At 33.1% G+C, this 25529-nt stretch carries 22 protein-coding genes; 17 read left to right on the top strand and 5 right to left on the bottom strand.

All coding sequences use genetic code 11. The annotated features are described in order from the left end of the window. The first annotated feature begins 1 nt into the window (after nt 1). From DMB68_RS08160 to DMB68_RS08100, 13 genes are all read left to right on the top strand, one after another. A complete protein-coding gene (locus DMB68_RS08160) occupies nt 2–2575 on the top strand; it encodes an alpha-L-arabinofuranosidase C-terminal domain-containing protein (protein WP_110346109.1) in 2574 nt (857 codons plus the stop codon). A gap of 39 nt (nt 2576–2614) precedes the next feature. Next, nucleotides 2615–4546, top strand: a complete 1932-nt coding sequence (locus DMB68_RS08155; RefSeq protein WP_110346108.1) for a family 43 glycosylhydrolase — start codon at nt 2615–2617, stop codon at nt 4544–4546. A gap of 383 nt (nt 4547–4929) precedes the next feature. Next, entirely contained in the window at nt 4930–5931 is a 1002-nt protein-coding gene (locus DMB68_RS08150) for an IS110 family RNA-guided transposase (RefSeq protein WP_110346107.1), read from the top strand. A gap of 1055 nt (nt 5932–6986) precedes the next feature. Then, nucleotides 6987–7121: a hypothetical protein gene (locus tag DMB68_RS23730; protein WP_262510113.1), complete on the top strand. Its 135-nt coding sequence runs from the start codon at nt 6987–6989 to the stop codon at nt 7119–7121. Nucleotides 7122–7241: 120 nt separating this feature from the next. Next, the gene (locus DMB68_RS08145; protein ID WP_110346106.1) at nt 7242–7796 is read left to right on the top strand and encodes a DUF6985 domain-containing protein; all 555 of its coding nucleotides are present in this window, start codon (nt 7242–7244) and stop codon (nt 7794–7796) included. A 179-nt stretch (nt 7797–7975) separates the two neighbouring features. Then, complete coding sequence (locus DMB68_RS08140) at nt 7976–8380, top strand: barstar family protein (protein WP_110346105.1); 405 nt, start codon at nt 7976–7978, stop codon at nt 8378–8380. Nucleotides 8381–8877: 497 nt separating this feature from the next. Next, nucleotides 8878–9312 (top strand): leucine-rich repeat domain-containing protein, encoded by a 435-nt coding sequence (locus tag DMB68_RS08130; protein WP_110346103.1) that lies wholly within the window; start codon nt 8878–8880, stop codon nt 9310–9312. A gap of 189 nt (nt 9313–9501) precedes the next feature. After that, entirely contained in the window at nt 9502–10044 is a 543-nt protein-coding gene (locus DMB68_RS08125) for an STM3941 family protein (RefSeq protein WP_110346102.1), read from the top strand. 149 nt (nt 10045–10193) lie between these two features. Beyond that, complete coding sequence (locus DMB68_RS08120) at nt 10194–10598, top strand: barstar family protein (protein ID WP_110346101.1); 405 nt, start codon at nt 10194–10196, stop codon at nt 10596–10598. A 231-nt stretch (nt 10599–10829) separates the two neighbouring features. Next, nucleotides 10830–11303: a hypothetical protein gene (locus DMB68_RS08115; RefSeq protein ID WP_124019406.1), complete on the top strand. Its 474-nt coding sequence runs from the start codon at nt 10830–10832 to the stop codon at nt 11301–11303. 300 nt (nt 11304–11603) lie between these two features. Beyond that, nucleotides 11604–12683, top strand: a complete 1080-nt coding sequence (locus DMB68_RS08110; protein WP_110346099.1) for a hypothetical protein — start codon at nt 11604–11606, stop codon at nt 12681–12683. A 174-nt stretch (nt 12684–12857) separates the two neighbouring features. After that, the gene (locus DMB68_RS08105; protein ID WP_110346098.1) at nt 12858–13859 is read left to right on the top strand and encodes a YaaC family protein; all 1002 of its coding nucleotides are present in this window, start codon (nt 12858–12860) and stop codon (nt 13857–13859) included. A 178-nt stretch (nt 13860–14037) separates the two neighbouring features. Continuing rightward, nucleotides 14038–14718, top strand: a complete 681-nt coding sequence (locus DMB68_RS08100; RefSeq protein WP_110346097.1) for a hypothetical protein — start codon at nt 14038–14040, stop codon at nt 14716–14718. A gap of 227 nt (nt 14719–14945) precedes the next feature. Here the strand turns inward: DMB68_RS08100 and DMB68_RS23630 are convergent, their stop codons facing one another. Next, nucleotides 14946–15962, bottom strand: a complete 1017-nt coding sequence (locus DMB68_RS23630) for a transposase (RefSeq protein ID WP_231131627.1) — start codon at nt 15960–15962, stop codon at nt 14946–14948. Nucleotides 15963–16066: 104 nt separating this feature from the next. Then, a complete protein-coding gene (locus DMB68_RS23625; RefSeq protein WP_231131609.1) occupies nt 16067–16486 on the bottom strand; it encodes a transposase in 420 nt (139 codons plus the stop codon). Nucleotides 16487–16619: 133 nt separating this feature from the next. Here DMB68_RS23625 and DMB68_RS08090 point away from each other — a divergent pair, with 133 nt between their 5' ends. The 3 genes from DMB68_RS08090 (at nt 16620) to DMB68_RS08080 (ending at nt 19645) form a co-directional block, all read left to right on the top strand. After that, the gene (locus tag DMB68_RS08090) at nt 16620–17255 is read left to right on the top strand and encodes a hypothetical protein (protein ID WP_110346096.1); all 636 of its coding nucleotides are present in this window, start codon (nt 16620–16622) and stop codon (nt 17253–17255) included. Nucleotides 17256–17586: 331 nt separating this feature from the next. Beyond that, nucleotides 17587–18975 (top strand): serine hydrolase, encoded by a 1389-nt coding sequence (locus tag DMB68_RS08085; RefSeq protein ID WP_110346095.1) that lies wholly within the window; start codon nt 17587–17589, stop codon nt 18973–18975. Between the two features lie 274 nt (nt 18976–19249). Then, nucleotides 19250–19645, top strand: a complete 396-nt coding sequence (locus DMB68_RS08080) for a hypothetical protein (protein WP_124019405.1) — start codon at nt 19250–19252, stop codon at nt 19643–19645. Here DMB68_RS08080 and DMB68_RS08075 read toward each other — a convergent pair. Continuing rightward, nucleotides 19635–20273 carry a DNA-3-methyladenine glycosylase gene (locus DMB68_RS08075; RefSeq protein WP_110346093.1) on the bottom strand — a complete coding sequence of 213 codons (639 nt, stop codon included), beginning with the start codon at nt 20271–20273 and terminating at the stop codon, nt 19635–19637. The two genes, DMB68_RS08080 and DMB68_RS08075, sit on opposite strands and share 11 nt — an antisense overlap. Nucleotides 20274–20491: 218 nt before the next feature. On the opposite strand from DMB68_RS08075, the gene DMB68_RS08070 reads away from it, so the two are divergent. Then, complete coding sequence (locus tag DMB68_RS08070; RefSeq protein ID WP_110346092.1) at nt 20492–20797, top strand: hypothetical protein; 306 nt, start codon at nt 20492–20494, stop codon at nt 20795–20797. Nucleotides 20798–20885: 88 nt separating this feature from the next. On the opposite strand, the gene DMB68_RS08065 is transcribed toward DMB68_RS08070, so the two are convergent. Both DMB68_RS08065 and uvrA read right to left on the bottom strand, forming a co-directional pair. Beyond that, nucleotides 20886–22106 (bottom strand): tRNA modification GTPase, encoded by a 1221-nt coding sequence (locus DMB68_RS08065; RefSeq protein ID WP_110346091.1) that lies wholly within the window; start codon nt 22104–22106, stop codon nt 20886–20888. A gap of 565 nt (nt 22107–22671) precedes the next feature. After that, nucleotides 22672–25503 carry an excinuclease ABC subunit UvrA gene (gene uvrA / locus DMB68_RS08060; RefSeq protein ID WP_110346090.1) on the bottom strand — a complete coding sequence of 944 codons (2832 nt, stop codon included), beginning with the start codon at nt 25501–25503 and terminating at the stop codon, nt 22672–22674. Between the last annotated feature and the right edge of the window lie 26 nt (nt 25504–25529).

Genomic DNA, 25529 nt, shown 5'->3' with positions numbered 1-25529 from the left:
AATGAAGAAGTCTTTACAGCATCATATTTTAAGTTTTTCTGTACTTTTTCTCATAGTCTTTTTATTTTCAGGTTTTAAATCCAAAGCTGAAAAACCTGAAAAAGTATATCTTTTTGGGTATTCGACAGTAAAAAACAATGGTAAAAACGGACTTCATTTTGCGTGGAGCACTGATCATAAAAACTGGTTTGGCATTGGTCCTGAGCATAGTTTCTTAAAATCAGATTACGGAAGCTGGGGACCAACTGGTAAAAGTATGTCTGAAACTTTTTTGATAAAAGATGACAACGGAATTTTTCATTGTTTATGGAGCGTAAAAGATGATGTTATTGCCCATGCTTCAAGCAAAGACCTGATCAACTGGAAAAGCCAGCGTTATATTCCGGTTATGAAAAATATAACTAAAAGCGGCGATGAAAAACCGGTTATTCAAAATATAACTGTAGCTAAAAAAGACGGTCAATACAGTATTCATTGGATTGTAAATAATAAAACATATTATAGTACGACCAAAGATTTTAAAAATTATACAGAAACAAAAGCATATACTGGCACATCCGCTAAATTGGCTGAAGTTAATTTACAAGGCGATATTCAAAAAGGAACAATTACTGAAGTAGACTGGAGTACGGTCGAAATGCTGACCAAAACGATGGAAGCTGTAAAATTTAAGGATAAACAGAACAGCACTTCCCCCAAAAGTGATAGTTTGTTATTTACGGGTTTAAAATCTGTAAAAGCCCAAATTACCATCAATGGACAACAGTCAAAAAAAATCAGCAACATGCTTACCGGTGTTTTCTTCGAAGACATCAATTACGCTGCAGATGGCGGTTTGTATGCAGAATTGATCCAAAACCGTGACTTCGAATATGCCGTTAGCGATAAAAAAGGCAGGGACGACAAATGGAATGCAACGATGGCATGGAGCGGTGATTTCAAAATTTCGAAAGAAAATCCAATTCATCAAAATAATCCGAATTATGCTGTAGTTACAAAAGGTACAATCAACAACACCGGATTTGACGGAATTGCTTTGAAAGCCAATGAAAAATACGATTTTAGCGTTTTCGCAAAAGGAAACAAATTTACTATAAAACTAAAAAGTTCCGGGGGAGAAACTTTGGCAGAAGCCACTATAAGTCCGAATGCATCCTGGAAAAAAATGAATGCTGTTCTAAAATCATCAAAAACGGTAACCGATGCTCATTTAGAGATCAGTACAAATGGTGAAACTGCGGTTGATATGGTTTCCCTTTTTCCTCAGAAAACTTTCAAAAACCGTAGAAATGGCCTTCGTTCAGATTTGGCGGAAACCATTGCGGATATGCACCCGAAATTTGTACGTTTTCCGGGTGGATGTGTAGCGCACGGAGACGGGATTCATAATATTTACAAATGGAAGAATACAATTGGCCCTTTAGAAAGCCGTATTCCGTCAAGAAATATCTGGAATTACCACCAGTCAATGGGATTAGGTTATTTCGAATATTTTCAGTTTTGTGAAGATCTGGGAGCAGAGCCTGTTCCGGTTTTAGCTGCCGGAGTTCCGTGCCAGAATTCATCTGACGGAGGTGCCGGACAGCAATTTGGTATTCCGATGGAAGATATGGACGAATATGTTCAGGATGTTCTGGACCTCATTGAATATGCAAATGGAAATACAACAACTGTTTGGGGTAAAAAACGTGCCGAAGCTGGTCATCCAAAACCATTCAACTTAAAGTATGTCGGAATTGGGAATGAAGACTTAATTAGTGATGTTTTCGAAGAGCGTTACCGAATGATTGTAAAAGCCGTTCAGCAAAAATACCCTGAAATCATTGTAATTGGTACTGTTGGCCCGTTCAATGAAGGAACCGATTATAACGAAGGCTGGAGAATAGCCAATGATCTGAAACTGCCAATTGTTGACGAACATTATTACCAAAGTCCGGGTTGGTTTATCAATAATCAGAATTTCTATGATGGTTATGACCGTTCAAAATCAAAAGTATATTTAGGAGAATATGCTTCGTGGGGAAACAAATTTTACAACGCCCTGGCAGAAGCACTATATCTTACGGGTATTGAAAGAAATGGAGATGTGGTGGCTATGGCATCTTACGCACCATTATTGGCCCGTGAAAAGCATGTACAATGGAATACAGACTTGATTTATTTCAATGGACATGAAGTAAAACCAACAGTCAACTATTTCGTACAGCAGTTGTACGGACAGAATCCGGGTGACTTCTACCTTCAAAACACGGTAAAATTATCTGATTCAAATAATGAAGTCAACAAACGAATTGGTGTTTCTGCAGTTCAGGATAAGGCTACAGGCGATTTGATTATAAAACTGGTAAATGTGCTTCCGGTTGCCTTAACGCCTTCAATAGCAGTTACGAATTTAGGAACAGCAGAAAATGCCAGTTATACAGTATTGTCAGGAACTCCCGAAAATACAACTGCCAGACCGGTGGTTCAAAAGATGAATGTTAAAGAAGCATTTTCAAAAGAGCTGCCTCCGTATTCATTTGCCGTAATCCGCGTCAAAGCAACCGAAAAAGTACTTTTAAATGAAACATTTTAAATTTTGATTTAAAACAGTGTAATTAAACTCAACAGAATAATGAAAAAAACACAATTTAGCCTTGTATTATTTTTAGCGATTTTTAATCTTTTACAGGCTCAGAATACACCAGCAGGAACACCGCCAGTTATTGCCGGTAAAGATTTGACCGCTTATTTATTTGTGTATTTCACAGGAAACAGGGTAGAAGATGAGGCGGTTCATTACGCCATTAGTGCGGATGGTTATCATTATCATGCCCTCAATAACGATAAAGCTGTTATCGACAGCAAAGTAATCAGTTCTACCGGAGGAGTTCGTGACCCGCATATTTTGAGAGGCGATGACGGCAAAACATTCTATATGGTTTTGACCGATATGACTTCTTCAAAAGGATGGGACAGCAACCGTGCGATGGTGTTGCTAAAAAGTACCGATCTTGTAAACTGGAAAAGCAGTATTGTAAATATTCAAACCGCATTTTCCGGAAATGAAAACCTGAAACGTGTTTGGGCACCACAGACTATTTACGATGCAAAAGCCGGAAAATATCTGATTTACTTTAGTATGAAACATGGAGACGGTACGGATAAAATTTATTATGCCTACGCCAATAAGGATTTTACAGGCTTAGAAAGTACGCCAAAATTACTGTTTGTTCCAAAATCTGAAAAATCCTGTATTGACGGCGATATTATTGAAAAAGACGGCGTTTACCATCTTTTCTATAAAACCGAAACAGAAAATGCAGGAATTAAAGTAGCCACAACAACTGATTTGACTTCCGGAAAATGGACAGAAAGCGACAATTACCTGCAGCAGACCAAAGAATCTGTTGAAGGTTCAAGCGTTTTTAAACTCAACAATTCCGATGATTATATTTTGATGTATGATGTGTACAAAAAAGGAAGATATCAGTTTACAAGAAGTACCGATTTAGAAAATTTCAAAGCCATTGACGATGAAATTGCGATGGATTTCAAACCGCGTCACGGAACTATTTTGCCTATCACGCGTTCCGAATTGAAAAGACTGGTTGCCAAATGGGGAATGCCGGCCAAGTTTCCAAAAATAAACAACAATCCGGTTTTAGAAGGCTATTATGCCGATCCTGACATTTTATATTCAAACAAAACCAAAAAATATTATATCTACCCAACCAGCGATGGTTTTAACGACTGGTCAGGAAATTATTTTAAGACTTTCTCTTCAGATAATCTGATCGACTGGAAAGACGAAGGCGTAATTTTAGATCTTCCAAAAGACGTAAGCTGGGCCAACAGAAATGCCTGGGCGCCTTGTATCGTGGAGAAAAAGGTAAAAGGCAAATACAAGTATTTCTATTATTTCACCGCAGCGCAAAAAATTGGCGTTGCCGTTTCCGATAATCCGGCAGGACCGTTCAAAGACAGCGGAAAAGCATTGGTAGCTACTAAACCAGAAGGTGCAAAAGGCGGTCAGGAAATCGATCCTGATGTTTTTACAGATCCTAAAACCGGCAAAAGTTATTTGTACTGGGGTAACGGCTATATGGCTGTAGTCGAATTGAATGACGATATGATTTCATTCAAAGGCGATACAAAACTGATTAAAGTAGACAAAACATTCCGCGAGGGGACTTACATCATTTACAGAAAAGGAACCTACTATTTCATGTGGAGCGAAGACGATACCAGAAGTCCGAATTACAAAGTGCGTTACGGAACTTCAAAATCGCCTTTGGGGCCAATTGAAATTCCCGAAAACAACATCGTAATTCAGGGAATCCCGGATCAGGGAATTTATGCAACAGGTCATAATTCGGTTTTACAAATTCCAAACAAAGACGAATGGTACATCACCTACCACCGATTCTCCTACCCAACCGGAATAAAAATGGGAAGAGCCGGAGGTTTTCACCGCGAAGTCTGCATCGATAAATTAGAATTCAATTCAGACGGTACCATCAAACAGGCAACTCCAACACATACAGGAATACAACCAATTAAGTAATGCAAATTATTTAGTTGTAAAAAGCTGCTCTACCTTGCCCCGGAGCAGCTTTTTTTGTTTTATGAATTTTGAGTTTTTGAATTAGAAGCTGTTTCCTGCTATCCGCTGTATCTTTTGTGGCGTCCCGATAGCTATCGGGACGCCACAAAAGGATGTCGCTTCTATCCTTTAGATTTGTTAGGAAGATTTAAAGTAATTTTAATCAACAACCAAACTGACAAAGTGAACCTTCTCTTCTATCAAAGTTTGCTACTTATGCCCTGATTAGGACTTTGTCAGTTTTATTGAATAAGATTCAGAATAGTAATTAAGGATTTAATGCCTATTATCAAGGATATGAATGTATTCAATAAGTTGGTTGCTAATTTTTAAAACATTTTCTTATGAACAAATTTAAACATTTTCTAGGCATCGATGTATCCAAGGAATATTTTGATGCAGTTTTAATTCTGAATGGAGCAAAAGAAAAACCAATTCACAATCAATTTGCAAATGATTCCAAAGGAGTAAAAACATTAAATCAATGGCTTAAAAAACAAGGTGCTACAAATCAGCAAACTCTTGATTGCTTAGAACATACGGGTATGTATGGAAAATTAATCATTAAATATTTAATGGGTTTTAATTATTCTCTTTGGGTAGAAATGTCTTTGAAAATCATAAGGAGTATGGGACTTCAAAGAGGTAAAAATGATAAAATTGATGCAGAAAGAATTGCTATTTATGCAATGAAAAATCAGCAGGAAGCTATCATTTATCAAGCTCCCAGCCGAACCGTTGAAAAGATCAGAAATCTAATGTCATTAAGGGAAAAACTAATTCTTACCAAAGCTTCTTTGATACGCAATTCAAAAGAAATGAAATCGTTAGACCCGGAAGTATCTGAACTTTCTGATAAATTTCAAAAGCAAACTATAAAAGGAATTACTTCTGATTTAAAGCAAATAGAAAAACAATTAGATTTATTTATAAAAGAAGATGAAAACTTAAGCAAGATTTATTCACAAGCCATTTCAGTTCCTGGAGTTGGTAAAGTAACTACTCTATATCTAATCTGTTTTACAAATGAATTCACAACCTATTCAATGCCAAGACAATTGGCTTGTTACGCAGGAGTCGTGCCTTTTGAACATACTTCAGGCAAAAGCATAAGGTTAAGGCCGAAAGTTCATCATATGGCTAACAAAAAGCTTAAAAAGCAATTACATATGTGCGCCTTGTCGGCAGTTAATCACGACCCAGAAATGAAAGAATACTTTAAAAGAAAAGTACAAGAAGGAAAAAATAAAATGCTCGTAATTAACAATGTCAGAAATAAAATAGTACATCGTATATGTGCATGTATTAGAGATAACAAAACATTTGAGGTTAGAAAATCAGCATAAATCCTATCAGGGATAAATAGTATCAACGAGTAAGATATAAAACCTTTTGTGAAACTCTTATTTGCAGACTTGCTGTGTCTTAAAATAAAACTAATTTGAATTTTAAAAAAAAAGATTTATTAACTTGTTTATGTCATAGTAATCAGGGCTAGGGCCTTAGGTTTTATATGAACTTTTAATGTTAATAATCTGTTTGTTGAAATTGAAAACAATTGTTAGGCTGAACGGTATCCAAGTTCCCTGGGATAATAAAATTTGTTAAGATTTATCAAAGTTTTTCCTATATTCGCTAAAACAAAAAAAGCCAATTTATGGCACAAAGCGAACACAAAATAAGTTTATTGAAGCCATTTTATGACTGGTATAAGTAAGTTATGGTGTATAGCTCCGCCGACGAGGATCAGCTGATTTTAATCTGGCGTTTAAGTTCGGAAAATATAATGAAGCTGAAACTGAGCTGACCGAAATCGAAACTGAAAATTGCTGCTTAATTGTTGCGGACAAACAAACTTGAACCGGTTTTCGGACAACCGAAAGCGGAATTTTTTATCGCTTTTTTGAGCATTAACTGAAGTTCAAAGCGGAAACTATTTGGAACGGAAAATCGGAAGGCGGAAAAGCTTGCCGAAATTGGAATCGATAATTGGAATGGTAAAATCTTTCGTGCTTAACAATCGTGTCGCTACACACCATAACATACGTCTCTAGCTATTTGCAACTTTAGTGGAATTATCGTTTTTAATTCCTATTTTCGTTTAGCCGAAAATACTCTGTTTCATAAGTTGCAAACAGCTAGAGGCGCAGGAACGTTAGCGAACATTGCTCCGTTAACGAGGAACAGCCGATTTTAATCAGGGATTTTAGCACGATAAGAATTTATTGAAACAGAAACCGAGCTGAGCGAAATCAAAGCCGAAATTCGATGCTTAATTGTTGCGGAAAAGCAAAACGTGAATCGCTTTACGGAAAACCGAAAGCGGAATTTTTTTGGCGATTTTTTTTGAGGTTTAATTATCGGTTTCTAAACTTTGAATTTTAAAAAAAGTAGAAACTAATTGAAGCGGAAATCAAAAGGCGGAAAAACTTTCGCAATTGGAATCGATAATTGGAATGTCAATTCGTTCGTGCTCAACAAGCGTGTCGCAACATTCGCTAACACACGCTACAACGGATTTGGGCAATTGGCTTAATGGAAAGCTGGTTTTGTATTTGGTAGATTTGGCAAATCCGAAGATAGAGCTTTATTTAGTCCCAAACCCGCTGTAGCGCGAGAACGTTAGCGGTCAGCTTAAAAAAACGACACGGACAAAATGAACAAAGAAATTATATCGAAAATTATCGGACGACTTAAACAAGAAGAAAGTTTTCCTGATTGGTGGAAAAGTGAAAAGGTAGCAATTCCATTTTTCGACAACGACAAGTTGACGATAACCTTTATGGATTTTGAACCCGAACACGACAAGACATATATTGACGAGGCAGACCAAGCTTTGACAAATTTTTTGAAACTAAACTCGCACGACCGAAATTTAATTTCTGAATTAGCATATAAAAACTGTATGGAATTTTTGGACGCTGTTGAATATGATGAAGCAGACGAACCGTTAAGACAGATTAAAAACAAAAACGAAATTTGGAATTTCATACAGCCGACAGAAATTTATGTTACAAGACGACCTTACAAAGACCAAGACATTTATGTTTTCATAGCTTGTGAATGTGACTGGGAACAAGAACACGGACTTCAATTAGTATTTAGACAAGGTAAGAAACTAACAAGGATAAGCGACCAAGACGGACATTTAACAGAAGCTGATGCTTATGACAAACCAGACGAAGAAGATGAATTACTATCAAGGTTTTAACATCGAAAGACAAGAAAGCCGAACCGCTAACAGGCGTTTGGCAAAAAAGCGGGTTCAGTGCTTAAAAGAAGCTTTTTTCTTCGTAGTAAGTTCAGTGATGGCAGACAGTTTAGTGCTTCGAAATCCGCTTCTTCGCCAAGCGCCAAAACGTTAGCGGTCAGGCTGAGAAAAAAACGACAATGAACAAACAGAAAATCATAATAAACGGAAACAATTTTGCTGACTTGGAAAGTTTCTATGACGAAATTGACCGAGTATTGACCAAAGACCTTAATTGGCAAACAGGACATAATTTAGATGCATTTAATGATTTGCTTCGTGGTGGGTTTGGAGTTTATGAATACAGAGAACCAATTAAATTGATTTGGAAAAATACTTTAAAAAGCAAAACAGACTTAGGACTTGATGCAACGAAAAAATGGTATGAAGAAAGAATCATTTTTTGGAAAGATGACGAAGTGAATCTTCAACATTTCGAAAACGGACTTAAAGAATTAATTGAAAATAACGGACAAACTCTTTTTGACATTATTCTTGAAATTATATCAGAACACAAGCATATTGAATTTGAACTACAATACTAATCACTAAGCAGTGGATAAAAATATCATTACTTAAAATTGAATGGACAGCCAAATGACAAAAGCCCGAACCGCTAACACACGCTACAAGCAATTTGGGTATTAGGCTTAATTTGAAATTGGTTTTGTATTTGGAAGATTTGGCAAATCCGAAAATTGGGCTTAATTTAGTCCCAAACTGCTTGTAGCGCGGGGACGTTGTGTGTAATTTAAAACCAAAATAATGAAACAAATCATTTTAGTTATTTTCCTAATTTTTACTTTTATTAAACTTAATGCTCAAAACATTGACTTTAAAGATTCTAATTTTAAAAATGCTCTTTTTGAGAATAAAATAAAAATTGATTTGAACAATGATGGAATAATTCAGGTTGACGAGGCGGAAAAAGTAACTGATTTGAATTTGATGAAAAAAAACATCAGTGATATTACCGAGATTAAATATTTTAAAAATTTAAAAACTTTGTCTCTAACTAATAATAATCTTAAGATTCTAAAAGTTGAAAATCTACTTTTTTTTAGAAGATTTATTTTGTGCAAGAAATGAATTAGAGTCTTTACAATTAAAAAATTTGCCATCATTAAACAAATTATGGTGTGGTTTTAATAAATTAAAAAATCTCAAACTTGAGAAATTCACCAATTTGGAATCGCTTAGTTTAAATGGCAATAACATCGAAGAAATAAATATTACCAAATTCACGAAACTTAAATATCTGACAATTGATAATAATAAATTAAGCTCTTTAGATATTTCAAAAAATCCTGAGTTAATTCAAGTAATTGCAAATAACAATAATCTAAAAAAAATAGATATCACTAACAATCTAAAACTTCAGATGCATATTTTATATATTGATGATAACGTTGAGATTATTGGAAATGAAAACCAATTAAAGTCATATAAAAAAGCACCAACAATAATAGTTAAATAAACTACACACAACAGCCACTACAACGGATTTGGGCATTTGGCTTAATGGGAAGTTAGTCTTGTATTTGGAACATTTGGCAAATCCGAAAATAGGGCTTGATTTAATCCCAAACCCGCTGTAGTGCCAGAACGTTAGCGGTCAGCTTACAACGAAACTAGACTAAAAAAGAACTAAAATAATAGTACTAAAATGAATAAAATTGAAATTCCATTAAGCAAGACTAAAATAATTTTGTTAGTACTTGGAGCATTAGTTTTTGTGGTATTAGGGACGCTTTTTGTAATTAATCCTGAAAAATTTATTTCACCGATAATGCGAAGCCCAGAATTTATAAGAATTTCAGGTATCGCAAGTATTTTATTCTTTGGTCTAGCAGGTATTTATGGAATTATAAAATTGTTTGACAATACAATTGGCTTAACAGTCGACGAAAATGGAATTACTGATAATACAAACGCATCAAGTGTTGGTTTAATAAATTGGACAGACATTACAGAAATTAAAACTGAACAAATAATGTCGACAAAATTTTTACTGATTTTTACAAATAATACAGACAAATACCTTGATAGAGTTGGATCAATTCGACGTAAACTAATGCTTGCAAATGAAAAAATGTACGGAACTCCTTTGTCTATAACTTCCAATACTTTAAAATATGATTTTGACGATTTGGAAAGATTATTAAAGAATTGTCTAAATGAACAACTTGAAAAAAAGCCGAACCGCTAACACACGCTACAAGCAATTTGGGGAATTGGCTTAATGGAAAAATTGGTTTGTATTTGGCAGATTTGGCAAATCCGAAAGATAACGCTGATTTAGTCCCAAACTGCTTGTAGCGCGAGAACGTTAGCGGTCAGGCTGAGAAAAAAACGACAATGAACAAACAGAAAATCATAATAAACGGAAACAATTTTGCTGACTTGGAAAGTTTCTATGACGAAATTGACCGAGTATTGACCAAAGACCTTAATTGGCAAACAGGACATAATTTAGATGCATTTAATGATTTGCTTCGTGGTGGGTTTGGAGTTTATGAATACAGAGAACCAATTAAATTGATTTGGAAAAATACTTTAAAAAGCAAAACAGACTTAGGACTTGATGCAACGAAAAAATGGTATGAAGAAAGAATCATTTTTTGGAAAGATGACGAAGTGAATCTTCAACATTTCGAAAACGGACTTAAAGAATTAATTGAAAATAACGGACAAACTCTTTTTGACATTATTCTTAAAATTATATCAGAACACAAGCATATTGAATTTGAACTACAATACTAATCACTAAGCAGTGGATAAAAATATCATTACTTAAAATTGAATGGACAGCCAAATGACAAAAGCCCGAACCGCTAACACACGCTACAAGCAATTTGGGTATTAGGCTTAATTTGAAATTGGTTTTGTATTTGGAAGATTTGGCAAATCCGAAGAATGGGCTTAATTTAGTCCCAAACCCGCTGTAGTACCAAGACGTTGGCAGATATAGTTGAAGAACCGAAACCTAAGAAAATGAAACAAAAATTACTTATTACAATTTTTATTATTTCAACAGGTCTTATTTTACTAAATAGATTTTCTAATTTAAGTATTAGTAGTCCATTAATTTATTGGATATTAATTTTCTCAACATATTCAACATTTCTTCTTTTACTAAATAAAATACTGAAAGAAAAATACAGAAAAACCACTAAAGTTTTAATAATCATTGTTGGAATTCTTTGTGTAGGTTTATATAGTGTGACATATTTGAGTTTTTGGAGAACACAATCGATTGAATATATAAATATTGCAGATGAAAATAAAACCATTGAATTTCAAATGAGAGATTTAGGAGGATTAGGTTTTAAACGCAGAATAATAGAAAAGAGAAAAATTCTACCTAAAATAAATTGGGTAAAAGAAATAGACACAACCAAAATGAACAAAACGGCTTGGAAGAAAGTTGAAATTGAGTTAAATGAAATGAATATGAAATTCCCATAAGAATAAATAAAACTACATCTGCCAACAGCCGTTACACGAGATTTGGGTATTTGGCTGAATTTAAAGATAGTTTTGCAATTGGGAAATTTGTGTTTAACCGAAAAACCTCGCATCTTTAATCCCAAACCTCGTGTAGCGCCAGAACGTTAGCCGTAATTCCACATATTTTCAGCTAAAATTGACGTATTCAGCTAACGGAAGAAATTTAGAATTTTAGTTGAATTGTGAAAAATCAAATAATTACAAATAATTGCTTTTCAAAACATAAAAAAAAGTTAATTAGAATTATAAAATAACAATATGCATAAATATTTTTCAATAATTTTTCTCTTATTAACTAGTGTTGTAAATTCCCAAATAAATAGCCATTATTTAACAGGTGAATGGGTAAACGTAAAAAATAGAATGATTGATGGAAGCAAGAATATTTCAGAATCCTTTTCATCATCAAAATTTTACCAGTGGAAAATTTCAAACAAAAAACTTTGTATGGATTCTGATCCAGTAAATTCATACGAAGAAAGTTGCATAGATTATAAATTAGAAAATAATTTTATTCGAACTTCATTGGAATCTGGCTACGAGATTACAAAATTGACTGCAGACACTTTAATTGTGGTTGAAAGAATTAAAGGTATTACTGAAAATGATAAACTAAAAAAGCTATGGTTTGTTAATTCTGCAATTATCAAGAACAATTATATTAGCAAATACAAAAATGATTCTATATTAATTGCAAATGAACATTTTACACCAACCTTAAATAAAAATCTTATAACAGAAATACATAAAAATTTCTTGAAGAAAAAGAATTATCCTAATTTTAATTTAATAGGCAACATTATTTTTTTTCCTAAAAATAGAAAGTTAGAAATCGAAATAAGTAATACTGATGATAAAAATGTTATCGAAAATGCTAAAAGCATAGAATACATCAAAACAACAATTGAAAAAACATACAATAATTGGAGTTTAACTGATTTTAAAGCCTTTAACAAAGTATACATTCCTTTCGTCATTAAAAGCGAATCATATAATTATAAAGGAGGTGGCTATAAAGGTTCTCCAATATTTTACTATATCGATAACATAGACGATGTTGAGAAAATTTATGGAATAAAAATGGAGGATTTAAGATCTTCAGGAGAAAATTTTCAGAATGGTATAATTGCATATCAAAATAAAAAATACGAAAAAGCAATTGAATTTTTTATGAAATCATACGAAATTGATAATCGAAAAATCGATGCTTTATATAATGTTGCATCAATTTATTCGCTCATGAATGATAAAACAAACATGTGCCAATGCTTGAAGAAGTTAAATGATTTGGAACAAACTGAAGGAACTAAACAATATAATGAAAACTGTTTAAATTAATAACTACGGCTAACAGCCACTACAACGGATTTGGGCATTTGGCTTAATGGAAAAATGGTTTTGTATTTGGATGATTTGGCAAATCCGAAAATAGGGCTTGATTTAATCCCAAACCCGCTGTAGTGCCAGAACGTCAGCGGTAATTATATAGCCACAAAACAACAAATTAAAAGAATGAATGATATTTGGCATTTCTTGAAAGAGTTTGAAAGCAAAGACATCGTAAAGAGATTTATTGCTAAAAAATACAATTACAGCTTAAATTCAAGCAAAGCACTTGAAATAAATTCTGCATTTATTCAAGGAAGAGAGTATTTTTCTTCAAGCCAAAATGCAGATATCTCAGTTAGACCATTACTTCAATATTATGGTATGGTTGCCTTAAGTCGTGGACTAATATTGATTTTAGACAAAGACGCAAGAGAAAACAACATCACACCTTCTCACGGGCTGAAAATTAAAAACTGGTCAGATATCAGTAAGTCAGGTAAGATAGAGGACATATTATTGAAATCGTCAAATGGAACATTCCACGAACTAATAAAAGTCACAAATAATAAATCTTATTTCAGGGCAGGTAGTAGTGGAATAAATTGGCAAGTTAGTTTTGACATTCCTCCAACAGAAGTTGAGTTTAGTTTTAAAGAAATTGCTTATTGTTTTCCTGATCTTAGACAATCTGTAAAAGCTTGGATGGATATTGAAGTACCATCCCGAATTATGAACGAATTTAAAGTAGAAGGCGACAAGTATAAATTAAAAATACAAGGCAAATACGACAAAGGTTTATTTGACCAAATTTTTCCTGAAACTTACTTCAAAGGCATTGAGATAAATGAAGAAGGTAATGCTTCTTGCATTGTGAAATTCAATTCTGAACAAACTCCAAACTTATGTCAACAATGGGTTACTGCATTTCAAGTTATTGGCGACCCTTGTGTAGTTCCACCATTTAAAAATGGCTTTTACTTGAATGATATTTCTACAATGTACTCATCTTCTTTTATTCTAGGGACAATATCACGATATTATCCTTCAACTTGGAATAACATCAATAAAGGGATAAATAACGACAGTGTTTTACCTTTTGCAATGAATTATATGGATTTTATTCAAGAGAAATTTCCTCAGACAATTATGGACTTTATTAAATCCCCATATGACTTTGAAAAATGAAGATAAAATAACTACCGCTAACACACGCTACAAGCAATTTGGGCATTTGGCTTAATTTGAAATTGGTTTTGTATTTGGGATGATTTGGCAAATCCGAAGAATGAGCTTAATTTAATCCCAAACCCGCTGTAGTACCAGAACGTTATGCGACACTTTGACTGAACGAAACTGAATAAAAATGAGATTTTCAAATAAGGCTTCAAAATATCTAGCAAAATTAAAACGAAACAACGAATTTATTGTTAGTCGGGAAAAATTAGTTGATTATTTTAAAAGACATAATATCCCAGAGTTTGAAAAAATAATTGAATTTCAAATAGATTTTTCAGGGCTAGAGCTGACAATTAAAAATAAAAACTCTTCAAAATTTAATGCGTTTCTAATTTCTAAGGAAAATATTTCAAAAAATGAAGAAATTGAGTATTTAATAGTCAACAATAAATATTATTTTTTTTGTGGTGACCATGAAACTGCTCAATTTTGGTTTGTAATAAGTGAAAGCGGAGAAATATGCACCTATGATAATAATGATGAAACTGTAAATATTATTTATTCTTCTTTTGAAAAATTCATTGAGAGTTATGCTTTCATTGACTTAATAAATCAAAATAAAAAATATGAATATCCCGGTTATTTCAGCTTAATAGAAAATAATCATTTTGATGAATTAACTAAAAATTATTTTATTCATAATTCATCAAATGATGAATTTAATAAATGGATTTCCACTGAAAATTTGATAATAAACATAGGAATTTGGTTGCATGAACATTCTTTTTATATTCATATTTATGGTGAAACAAAAAGTGAGTGTGAAAAGTTTATTGAAGTATTAAAAGAAGAGAAAATAATAAAATAAAAAGCGATCGCATAACAGCCACTACAACGGATTTGGGTATTTGGCTTAATGGAAAGATGGTTTTGTATTTGGGATGATTTGGCAAATCCGAAGAATGGGCTTAATTTAGTCCCAAACCCACTGTAGTACCAGAACGTCAGGCTGTGAAAAAACCTCGTTTTTTTCATTATTCCCTTAAAAATTAACGACACTACAATTCAAATAAGCCTTATATTGAATCACTTTTTTTAGGCTGCAAATTTCATTGGATAAAAAATATACGTTGTATTAAGCTTTAAATACCTCCTTTTTATTAAAAACAAGACTTTTGCCTTGTAGGGTGAATTCCATTTTTGGAGTTTTGCGATCAGATCCGGTACGCCCAGTATATTGATACTGCGTTTGATGTTATACACCAGCATAATTAAGCTGTGTTCTCCATTTACTTTTTCCAATCCCGTTAAATTGGTGTGATTATAGCCCCATTGCCGTTTGATCGTACCAAAGATATGCTCGTTAATTTCCTGCCGCTTGCGGTAGAGCTGTGGATTTTCTGCATAGCGTTTGTTGTTCTCTTCAACTGCATCGGCATATTGGCTGCGGTCTATTTCCCGGCCTGCTGACCTGCTTGTGCATAAATGTTTTACAGGGCATTCTTTGCATTTTGGGGTTCGGTACTTTTTAAAATTATAGCTGTCTTTATCCGTAGTTTTTTTATGCCAACTACCAGTAGTTTTTAGTATTTCAACTTGTGGGCAAGTATAAGTATCGGTCATTTTATCGTATCGAAACCGGGCGACCAGGTAATCCTTAGTTGTGCCTTTTTCGTTATTTTTTCCTTGTTCGGGCTGTGCTACAATGGTAGTAATATTGGCTTGTGTGCAGACTTCTATTTGTTTGCCATTATGGTAGCCTTTGTCCACTAATGCTGTATAAGTCTCAATTCCTAAATTTTCTTTGGCTTCTATTGCAATGGCAGACAAGGCACTGCGGTCGTTCTTGTTGATGGTATGAGTGGCTACCACAAGATTGTGTTTGGCATCGACTGCAGCCTGCATATTAAATGAGATTTCAACCACTTGCCCTTGCACTAATAAGGCTCTGGCATCGCTGTCGGTAGTGCTTATTTGAGGTTCGCCGCTAGCTTTTAGCTTTTCTTCCAGTAATTCATAACGGATTTTGTTTTGTTTTAAACGTTCAATTTTTTGCTGGATGTTTTTTGATTTTTTCAGGGTTCTGCTTTGCATCATTTTCTTCCAAAGCATCAAGGTATTGCTGGGTTTTGGTTTCAATATATTCTAAATGTTTATCTATTTTCTTTTGATTAAAATTAGCTTTTTTACTGTTGTGAGCACGACTTTTAGTTCCATCAATGGCCAATGGTTTGACAACCTATTAAATCGGTATCTTTAAGGAAGCTAACAAACAACTTGAACAGGTTCTTTAATGCAAGGGGATTATTCTTTCTAAAGTCAGAGATACTGTGGTAGTTCGGTCGAATATCTTCTAACAACCACTGCATTTCAATGTTTCTCAAACATTCTTTTTCCAGCTTGCGACTTCTTCTTAATCCGTTAAGATAACCGTATAAATAGATTTTTAAAAACATTTTGATATTATAGCCCGGTCGACCTTCTGATTTAATAGAAGTAACTGCAAAACCAAGTTTTTCCAAATCTAAAAATGTTACAAAAGCATCTATAAAACGTACTTGATTATCGGCAGATATTGCATCTTCTAAACTTGAAAAACGCATTTGTTGGCGGGAAATTCCTAGAATATGTTGCATTACTAAAAATACGAAAAATCCTGTTTTAAAAATAATACTTCCCTATATTTGTTTACAACAAAACTGAAGTTTTTTCACAGACTGACGTTGGTGGTCAGTTTAGCAGAACAGAAAATGGCAATAAAATAAATAGATGAGTAAAAAACTTCAATTCATATTTGGTGGAATAATTATGTTGTCAATCTTGCTTGGATTATCAATTAAGAAGGTTTTTAATGAAGACAATAAAAGTTATCATTTTGAGAAAAAAGAAAGTAAAAAAAATATTTCTAAAGCAGTTAAAACCAAAGAATGTGTCAATGCAAAAATTGAAACTGAAAATAAAAAATTCTTTATTGGAGACGTAAATAATGACAAAATAAACGATACGGCTTTTGTATCTCTAAAACGAAACTTGGAAACGGGCGAAATTGAATGCGGAGGAAAAAATTGTGTAATAAATATTACTTTTTCGAAAAATATTCCTGAAATCAGTTTTGACCAGAGTTTAGGTCTTGTTATAATGAAAACTGAAAATTTGAATAATGACAAAGGAAATGAAATGATTATTTTTTCTAGGACAAGCGAAGGTTGGTGGAATAACATTTATGTCTGGACGTTTAAAAATGGAAAGTGGGAAGAAATTGCAAGAACTAAAGGATTTATTTCTGAAAATAAGGATTTTGAAAACAGAATTATAAAAGAAAAAAAGCATTTTTATTTAATTGGCGAAAATCAATGGAAAGAAAATAAAAATGGTGAATTTGAAAAAGTGAAAATCAGAATATAAAAAACCGAACCGCCAACTGCTACTACAACGCATTTGGGTAATAGGCTTAATGGAAAGTTGGTTTTGTATTTGGGATGATTTGCTTCGCCTGTTCGCTATCGCTGGGGTGGCAAACCCGAAGGATGGGCTTAATTTAGTCCCAAGCCCGCTGTAGTGCAAGAACATCAGGCTGTGAAAAAACTTTTTCAAATTTAGAAAGTATTCGGAGAGCCACCGGAGTAAAATCTCAAATATGGGATTCTCAAGAGGCAGATTTTAGTTTTTTCACAGACTGAGGTTGATGGCAATTTTGCGGGACATCTCACCTACATTAATTAACAAGAAATAAAAAATGAAATTATCAATTACAATCGGACTTCTTTTAATTGGACATCTTACATTTGGTCAAGACAGAATTCAAAAAATTGACAGTTTACTCAATTCTCTTTATTCAAAAGAGAAAATCAATGGAAATTTTCTAATTGCAGAAAAGGGGAAAGTTATTTATAGCCATAGTTTTGGACTTGCAAACGAAACAAAAAAAGATAAATTGAACGAAAATTCGATTTTTGAATTGGCATCTTGTTCAAAGCAGTTCACAGCTATGGGGATAATGATACTTAAAGAAAAAGGGAAGTTGAATTTGGATGATGACATCAAAAAATACTTACCCGAACTTTCTTTTTATAAAGGTGTAACTATAAGAAACTTATTAAATCATACTGGAGGTCTACCAGACTATATGAAGCTTATGGATAGTTTATTTGACAAATCTAAAATTGCTACTAACAAAGACATAATTAATATATTTAGTAACCATCAACCAAAAATAGTATTTGAGCCAAATACTAAATGGGAATATAGCAACACGGGCTATGCATTATTGGCATCAATAATTGAGAAAGCATCGGGTTTGACATACGCTGACTATCTAAACAAGGCTATTTTCCAACCGTTGAAAATGAAAAATACCTTTGTGTACACTCGTAGATTATCGCCAAAGAAAATTGACAATTATGCTTTTGGTTATGTTTACTCAGATAGTTTGAAAAAATATGTTTTACCAGACGAATTGAAAGAAACTAAAATGGTTATTTGGCTTGATGGTATTGTTGGAGACGGAACAGTTAATTCAACTGTAAAAGATTTATTGATTTGGGATAGAGCATTATATGCCAATAAATTACTCACAAAAGAAGGAATGGAAGCAATTTTTGAAGTAGCAATTTTGAAAGACGGGGCTAAAAGGAATTATGGTTTTGGCTGGGGAATTGAATACAATGCTGATTTTGGAAAAATTGCAAACCATAGTGGGGGGTGGCCAGGTTATGTAACTTTTATCGAAAGACATATTACAAATGATAAAACAATAATAATACTTCAAAATCACAACAACGTTTCAATTCCTTCAAAATCAATTAGAAGTATTCTATATAATAAACCATTACCTGTGCAAAAAATCAGAAAAGAAATTAGTATTACAACTGAAGAACTTCAAAAGTTTGTTGGGACTTATGAAGTTAAAAAAGATTTTGAAATCAAAATTTCATTAGATAAAGACCAACTTTTTTCACAATTGACAGGACAAAATGCGTTCCCAATATTTGTAGAAAGTGAAATGTTATTTTTCTACAAAGTAGTAGATGCACAAATTCAGTTTGAAAAGAATGAAAAAGGAGAAATTTCAAATTTGTTTTTATTACAGAATGGAAATAAGATAGAAGCAAAACGGACGAAATAAAAACTGCCACCAACACACGCTACAACAAATTTTGGCAATAGGCTTAATGGAAAAATGGTTTTGTATTTGAATGATTTAGCAAATCCGAAGAATGGGCTTAATTTAATTCAAAACCTTCTTGATTACCAGGATGTTATCGGTTATTTTGCCCCTGGAAATCAACATAATTAAATATTACATAATAGATTTGGCACAACTTTCCCCGCTTCCGTGTGAATTCTTTCGCGTGGCTTTTGATGTCCAAAACAAATAGAATATATAAAAATAGCTTTTTATGAAAATGTATATTTTAGCACTTTCAATTTCTCTTATGCTATTCTTTACCGAAAATAAAGAAAAAAGCGATGAAAATATTATCTTAGGAAAATGGAAAGTTTGCGGTATGTTTTGTAGTGAAAGAGAAGAAGTTCCGAAAGGTTTTTCTTTTACATTTTTTAAAGACAAAAAAGGATATTTAGAACATGAAGATGTAAAAGAAAAGGAAATTTTCACGTGGGTAACTAATTCTGATACCTTAATACTAAATTTTGAACGTGAAAGTGAAGTTAAAAATGTTCTTTTCACAAAAGATAAATTTCTTTTCAGAAAATTGCCCTACCTCAAAAAGCATATTCAATTAAGATATTTGGATTTTAAAAGTTGTGGAGTAGTACTTGAGTTTATGGAATAGTTTTGTTGGGTTTGCTTACATACTTGTTGTCCTTAATAAAGAATCTCCAGGGTAAAAACGCATCCTCCTGCGCATATGCTACACCAACACGAGGAGTTGAAACAATTTCGTCTGAATTATATCGAATATTATAATCCTCAATCCAGATTTCTTCTCCTGTTAAATCTTTTTGATTAAAAGATTTGTCAATCCCCATCGCTTTCGCTACAGATCCCGGACCTGATGAAATGGCAGCTTTAACGGCAGACATATTACGTCTGATTTCCATAATATCTTTTCCAATTAATGGTTCAATACCTCGTATCAATACGGCATGAGGTTCACCTTTTACTGAACTGACAATATTAAAGAGATGATGAATGCCGTAGCATAAATAAACATATGAAACACCTCCTTCACTATACATCGTTTCGGTTCGGTTAGTGCGTCTTCCACCATAGGCATGTGAGGCTTTATCCGTTACTCCAAAATAAGCTTCAGTTTCTATAATAACACCTGCTGTTACTTCTCCATTTATTTGTGTAAAAAGAACTTTCCCTAAAAGGTCTTTGGCCAAAAAGAGAACATCTGGATTTAGGTAATAGGAAAGTTGTAATTTTGTATGATTGTTATGGTTATAAATAGGCATATTTGAGAAGATATTTTAATGATTCTTTTTAATAGGATTTTACTATTTTATAAACTTACAATTATTTCAAAGTCTATGCAAAAGTGTTGAATAGCTTTGTAGATGCTAATCAAAGATTTTTTATAAAAAAGATGTATAAAAAAAAGACATAATTATGTAACAAGAATTATTGTACATAATTTTAAATTTGATTTAATTGAATAAAAAAATCTAATAGTATGAAGACTCTATTTAAATCAAAAATAATATTTGTTTTTGCCTTAACGGTAACAGGAATTTTATTTTCTTGTAAAAACAATGAACAAGATGGATACAGCGATAAAATTGAAACGCTTCAGGCGACTGAAGACGATACTCTAAAAACTGAATCTGATACTACAAAAATAGACGGTTTCAGTACAACTAATAAAAGCCCAAAAGGCTCGTCCGGAACAGACAAAGGAGGTACAGGAACAGGAAGTGGCCCTGGCGAAAGTCCTAAAGACGGCGCTACAGACTCAGGCCCTTCAGAAAAAACAAAATAAATTATTTAGACTTATAGAATGCTCAATGGAAAAGAAGAATCATAATTTTTTATGATTCTTCTTTTATGTCTAATAAGCTCAAGTCAGTTTAGAATATTGTATAACCAAATATTACTGAAGTTGTTTTGTATTCGGAATTCCATTTAGTGTAATTTGCCAAAACATTTCTGGTAGTGTTATATCTCATTTCAATACTATATTTGTCAAAAAGTTTGTAACCAATTCCAAATCCCAAATTATTACTACTATTAAAATCTTTAATAAAGATACCTGAACGATCAGCCATTGAAAATTCGACTCTTGACTTTAACGTTAACTCATATATAAAAGAGGCATTAATAAAAATTTTAGAATTTTTATTAAGAAAAAAATAATGCCTGATTCCTAAAGGAATTTCTATGGATGTATATTTAGCTTCTGCAATTAACTCTCCGCTTATTGTACTATCATACCCTTTTGCTTTTATTGCTTTAAAATTTTGATAGGTTGGCTCTACAATTACAGCCCATTTGTTTTTATTGAAGGGTAAAATAAATTCCGTTTCAATTCCGAAACCAAAACTCATTTTATTTCCAAAATCCGTGTTTTCATAATTTAGTCTCTCACTTTCTATGATTAAAGAAGCGGAGTTTATTCGAGGTCTTAGATTTAAATTAAATACGTTTCTCTTTGATTCTTGCTTTGCTTCATAATTAAGAAAGTCAGAATTGCTGCATTTATTATATTCACTGAATAAATTAATTAAACTGTTTTTTCGATAATCTAATTTTGAAAAAACATCCATACTTATGTGTGGACACTTTAAATTCCCCCATAATTGTATGCGAAACTCATTGTTAACATCAATTTGATCATCAGTATTTTTATAGCTCTTGTGTATTAACTGTTCAATAGTAGAATTGTCAACATTATAGAAAAATTTTTTATCGCTTCCGCCCTCATACAAATTTGCTTTCCCTTCTACCAATACTTTTAAAAAAAATTGCACTTTATTAAATTCGGGATTTTTATTACGACTCAATTCATTAATATTATCACTTGAAATATCTATCTGGACTATTGCTCTGGTGTATTTTGCTATATTGTAGATTCCAAATTCTTTGACTGATTCTATTCCAATTGTTTTTATTTCGTCATTTTCAGATAATTTGTATTTAAAATTAGTTGGATTACTACTCCAATCATTATTTCTGATGTAGCATTCAGTTTTTTGTTGTGAGTTATCTATGTAATAGCCTTTTTCAAATGAAATTTGAGAATAGGAATTAATAGTTAGAATTACTGAAAAAAAAAGTAATAGTTTTTTCATTTGGTTTTAATGTGTTGGTTAATAGTTTCTTGTATAAGAATAAAGGAATTCAAATAATGAATGGGAGAAACCTTATTTATCGGCGCCAAATGTAGTAAAGTATTGTATATGTCAATAAAATATTAAAGAAACAATTGACAGAAGTTTATCATTACTGTAATCGGTTGATTTTTTTTTAAAATTTAGAGTTTTAATAATGTCTTTAGCGTAATTTGCTAAATCCCAATTCCACAGGTATCCTTTTGTATGGCTTTTGAAACTGAGTTGTTTATCTGAAGCTGAAAAAATTAGAAAATAGGTTCACTGAAATAAATTGCTATCTGAAAAAATATTTGAAGAACAGAAAGAGAGATGTAAAAGATTCTGCAAGTTTTGCGATTGAAGAAATATTAAAACGAAACAGAGTAGAAACCACAAATCAGAAATAGCTTGTTGTTTGCAAACAGATTTCAGAATAAGTATGTTTTAAAAACAGAATTCTGATAAAGTTTTAGATTCTAACTTAAGAATAATAAAAAACCAGTAACAAATTGATTTTATTACTGGTTTTTTATTATTACAGATTTTATACCAATTCCTTTTTCAAAAACTTAGCTGTATAGCTTTTTTTATTTTGAGCTACTTCTTCAGGTGTTCCTTTAGCAACTAATTGTCCGCCACCTTTTCCACCTTCAGGGCCAATATCGATGATGTAATCGGCAAGCTTGATAACATCCATGTTGTGTTCGATGACCAAAATTGTATTTCCCTTATCAACCAGTTTATTAATGACGTCCATTAAAACTCTGATGTCTTCAAAATGTAAACCTGTTGTAGGTTCATCTAAGATATAAAATGTATTTCCGGTATCTTTTTTAGACAATTCCCCAGCCAGCTTGATACGCTGCGCTTCGCCACCCGAAAGTGTGGTACTTTGCTGACCAAGGGTAATATAACCTAAACCCACATCCTGAATTGTTTTTACTTTTCTGTAAATCTTCGGAATGTTTTCAAAAAACGGAACTGCTTCATCAACAGTCATATTCAGTACATCTGAAATAGATTTTCCTTTGTATCTGATTTCTAAAGTTTCTCTGTTAAAACGTTTTCCCTGACAGGTTTCACATTCTACATAAACATCAGGTAAAAAGTTCATTTCGATTGTTCTTACTCCTGAACCTTCACAGGTTTCGCAGCGTCCGCCTTTTACGTTAAAACTGAAACGACCTGCTTTGTAGCCACGAATCATACTCTCAGAGGTCATCGTAAAAAGATTTCTAATTTCAGTAAAAACTTCGGTATAAGTCGCCGGATTCGAACGTGGTGTTCGCCCAATTGGACTCTGATCAATATCAATTACTTTGTCAATATGTTCCAGGCCTTCTATCTTCTTATAAGGCTGTGGTTTTTTTACACCGTTAAAATAATACGCATTCAGAATCGGGTAGAGGGTTTCATTGATCAAAGTTGATTTTCCACTTCCTGAAACTCCGGTTACACATATTAATTGGCCCAACGGAATTTCAATTGAAACATTTTTAAGATTGTTTCCGGTTGCTCCGGTCAGTTTTAGAAATTTGCCATTTCCTTTTCTTCTCTCTTTCGGAATCTCCAGTTTCATTTTACCGTTCAGATATTGAGCGGTAATAGTATTCGATTTTAAAGTTTCGGCAGGAGTTCCAATACTGATAATTTCGCCACCGTATTTTCCGGCTTTTGGTCCAATATCAATAACATAATCAGCCGTTTCAATCATATCTTTATCGTGTTCAACTACAATAACGGAGTTTCCAATGTCCCGTAATTGTTCCAGAGATTTAATCAGTTTTTCATTATCTCTTTGGTGTAAACCAATACTTGGCTCATCCAGAATATACAAAACGCCAACCAACTGCGAACCAATTTGTGTAGCCAGACGAATACGCTGTGCTTCTCCGCCAGAAAGTGATTTTGAACTTCGGCTTAAAGCCAGATAATTCAGTCCCACATTCATTAAAAAGTTAAGACGATCTTTGATTTCTTTTACAACTTCAGATGCAATTAAAAGCTGTTTATCTGATAAATGATTATTCAAATCCAGAAACCATGTTGTCAGATCAGAAATATCCATTTCACACAACTCGGTGATGTTTTTTCCATTTACCCTAAAAAACTGAGCTTCTTTTTTTAGACGAGAACCATCGCAAACCGGACAATTAACTTCATCCATGAAATCTTTAGCCCAACGCTTTAAAGTTGTAGAAGAACTTTCGTCATATTGATTTTTGATAAAATTAGAAATTCCTTCAAAATCAATTTTGTAATCTCTAGTTACGCCAAGATCTTTAGAGCTAATCGTAAATTTATCTTTCCCGCCATGGAGAATCATTTGCATGGCTTCTTCCGGAATTTTCTCAATTGGATCCGTGATTTTAAACCCGAATTTTTCTCCGATGGTTTCTAATTGTTTAAAGATCCAGGAAGATTTATATTCACCAAGTGGAGCAAAACCACCAGCTTTAATCGATAATTTTGGATTTGGAATAATTTTCTTTACATTGATCTCGTGTACAGTTCCCAATCCGTTACAATGGGGACAGGCACCTTTTGGAGAGTTAAACGAAAATAAATTCGGTTCCGGATTTTGATAGGATATTCCGGTTGAAGGACACATTAAATTCCGACTGAAATAACGTACTTCATTCGAATCCTGATCTAAAATCATCAAAACATCTTCACCATGATGCATCGCAGTATTAATGCTTTCTGCAAGTCTTTTTTGAGTGTCAGCAGTATCATCAATCAGCATCCTGTCAACAACAATTTCGATATCATGAGTTTTATAACGGTCTAATTTCATTCCGGAAACCAAATCCTGCACTTCACCATTTACGCGAACTTTCAGGAAACCCTGTTTGGTAATTTGTTGAAATAATTCGGCATAATGTCCTTTTCGGGCTCTAATAATCGGAGCTAAAATATTAATTCGCTTTCCGTTAAAATCCTGTATGATTAAGTCTTTGATTTGTTCATCAGAATAAGAAACCATTTTTTCACCAGTGTTATAACTGTAAGCATCAGCTCCACGGGCGTAAAGAAGCCTTAAGAAATCATATATTTCAGTAATAGTTCCAACGGTTGATCGCGGACTTTTACTGGTTGTTTTTTGTTCGATTGCAATTACGGGTGAAAGTCCGTCGATTTTATCAACATCAGGTCGCTCGAGACCTCCGAGAAACTGTCTGGCATACGCCGAAAAAGTTTCCACATAACGACGCTGTCCTTCAGCATAAATAGTATCAAATGCCAAAGAGGATTTTCCCGAGCCTGATAAACCGGTAATGACAACCAGTTTCTCACGTGGGATGGATATATCGATATTTTTTAGATTATGAACTCTTGCGCCAAGAACTTCAATAGTATTGTCTTTATCAAGCATAAATTTGAGCAAAACGCAAAGTTACC

The sequence above is a fragment of the Flavobacterium hydrophilum genome (assembly GCF_003202405.1).
Classification (GTDB): domain Bacteria; phylum Bacteroidota; class Bacteroidia; order Flavobacteriales; family Flavobacteriaceae; genus Flavobacterium; species Flavobacterium hydrophilum.
Note: the sequence above shows the minus strand (reverse complement) of the source record. Positions and strands in the feature narration are given on the sequence as shown.

Excerpts from the sequence above, each read along its gene's own strand:
- DMB68_RS08160 (WP_110346109.1), top strand. The coding sequence starts at position 2 with ATGAAGAAGTCTTTACAGCATCATATTTTAAGTTTTTCTGTACTTTTT.
- DMB68_RS08155 (WP_110346108.1), top strand. The coding sequence starts at position 2,615 with ATGAAAAAAACACAATTTAGCCTTGTATTATTTTTAGCGATTTTTAAT.
- DMB68_RS08150 (WP_110346107.1), top strand. The coding sequence starts at position 4,930 with ATGAACAAATTTAAACATTTTCTAGGCATCGATGTATCCAAGGAATAT.
- DMB68_RS08145 (WP_110346106.1), top strand. The coding sequence starts at position 7,242 with ATGAACAAAGAAATTATATCGAAAATTATCGGACGACTTAAACAAGAA.
- DMB68_RS08140 (WP_110346105.1), top strand. The coding sequence starts at position 7,976 with ATGAACAAACAGAAAATCATAATAAACGGAAACAATTTTGCTGACTTG.
- DMB68_RS08125 (WP_110346102.1), top strand. The coding sequence starts at position 9,502 with ATGAATAAAATTGAAATTCCATTAAGCAAGACTAAAATAATTTTGTTA.
- DMB68_RS08120 (WP_110346101.1), top strand. The coding sequence starts at position 10,194 with ATGAACAAACAGAAAATCATAATAAACGGAAACAATTTTGCTGACTTG.
- DMB68_RS08115 (WP_124019406.1), top strand. The coding sequence starts at position 10,830 with ATGAAACAAAAATTACTTATTACAATTTTTATTATTTCAACAGGTCTT.
- DMB68_RS08110 (WP_110346099.1), top strand. The coding sequence starts at position 11,604 with ATGCATAAATATTTTTCAATAATTTTTCTCTTATTAACTAGTGTTGTA.
- DMB68_RS08105 (WP_110346098.1), top strand. The coding sequence starts at position 12,858 with ATGAATGATATTTGGCATTTCTTGAAAGAGTTTGAAAGCAAAGACATC.
- DMB68_RS08100 (WP_110346097.1), top strand. The coding sequence starts at position 14,038 with ATGAGATTTTCAAATAAGGCTTCAAAATATCTAGCAAAATTAAAACGA.
- DMB68_RS23630 (WP_231131627.1), bottom strand. The coding sequence starts at position 15,962 with ATGCTTTGGAAGAAAATGATGCAAAGCAGAACCCTGAAAAAATCAAAA.
- DMB68_RS23625 (WP_231131609.1), bottom strand. The coding sequence starts at position 16,486 with ATGCAACATATTCTAGGAATTTCCCGCCAACAAATGCGTTTTTCAAGT.
- DMB68_RS08090 (WP_110346096.1), top strand. The coding sequence starts at position 16,620 with ATGAGTAAAAAACTTCAATTCATATTTGGTGGAATAATTATGTTGTCA.
- DMB68_RS08085 (WP_110346095.1), top strand. The coding sequence starts at position 17,587 with ATGAAATTATCAATTACAATCGGACTTCTTTTAATTGGACATCTTACA.
- DMB68_RS08080 (WP_124019405.1), top strand. The coding sequence starts at position 19,250 with ATGAAAATGTATATTTTAGCACTTTCAATTTCTCTTATGCTATTCTTT.
- DMB68_RS08075 (WP_110346093.1), bottom strand. The coding sequence starts at position 20,273 with ATGCCTATTTATAACCATAACAATCATACAAAATTACAACTTTCCTAT.
- DMB68_RS08070 (WP_110346092.1), top strand. The coding sequence starts at position 20,492 with ATGAAGACTCTATTTAAATCAAAAATAATATTTGTTTTTGCCTTAACG.
- DMB68_RS08065 (WP_110346091.1), bottom strand. The coding sequence starts at position 22,106 with ATGAAAAAACTATTACTTTTTTTTTCAGTAATTCTAACTATTAATTCC.
- uvrA (WP_110346090.1), bottom strand. The coding sequence starts at position 25,503 with ATGCTTGATAAAGACAATACTATTGAAGTTCTTGGCGCAAGAGTTCAT.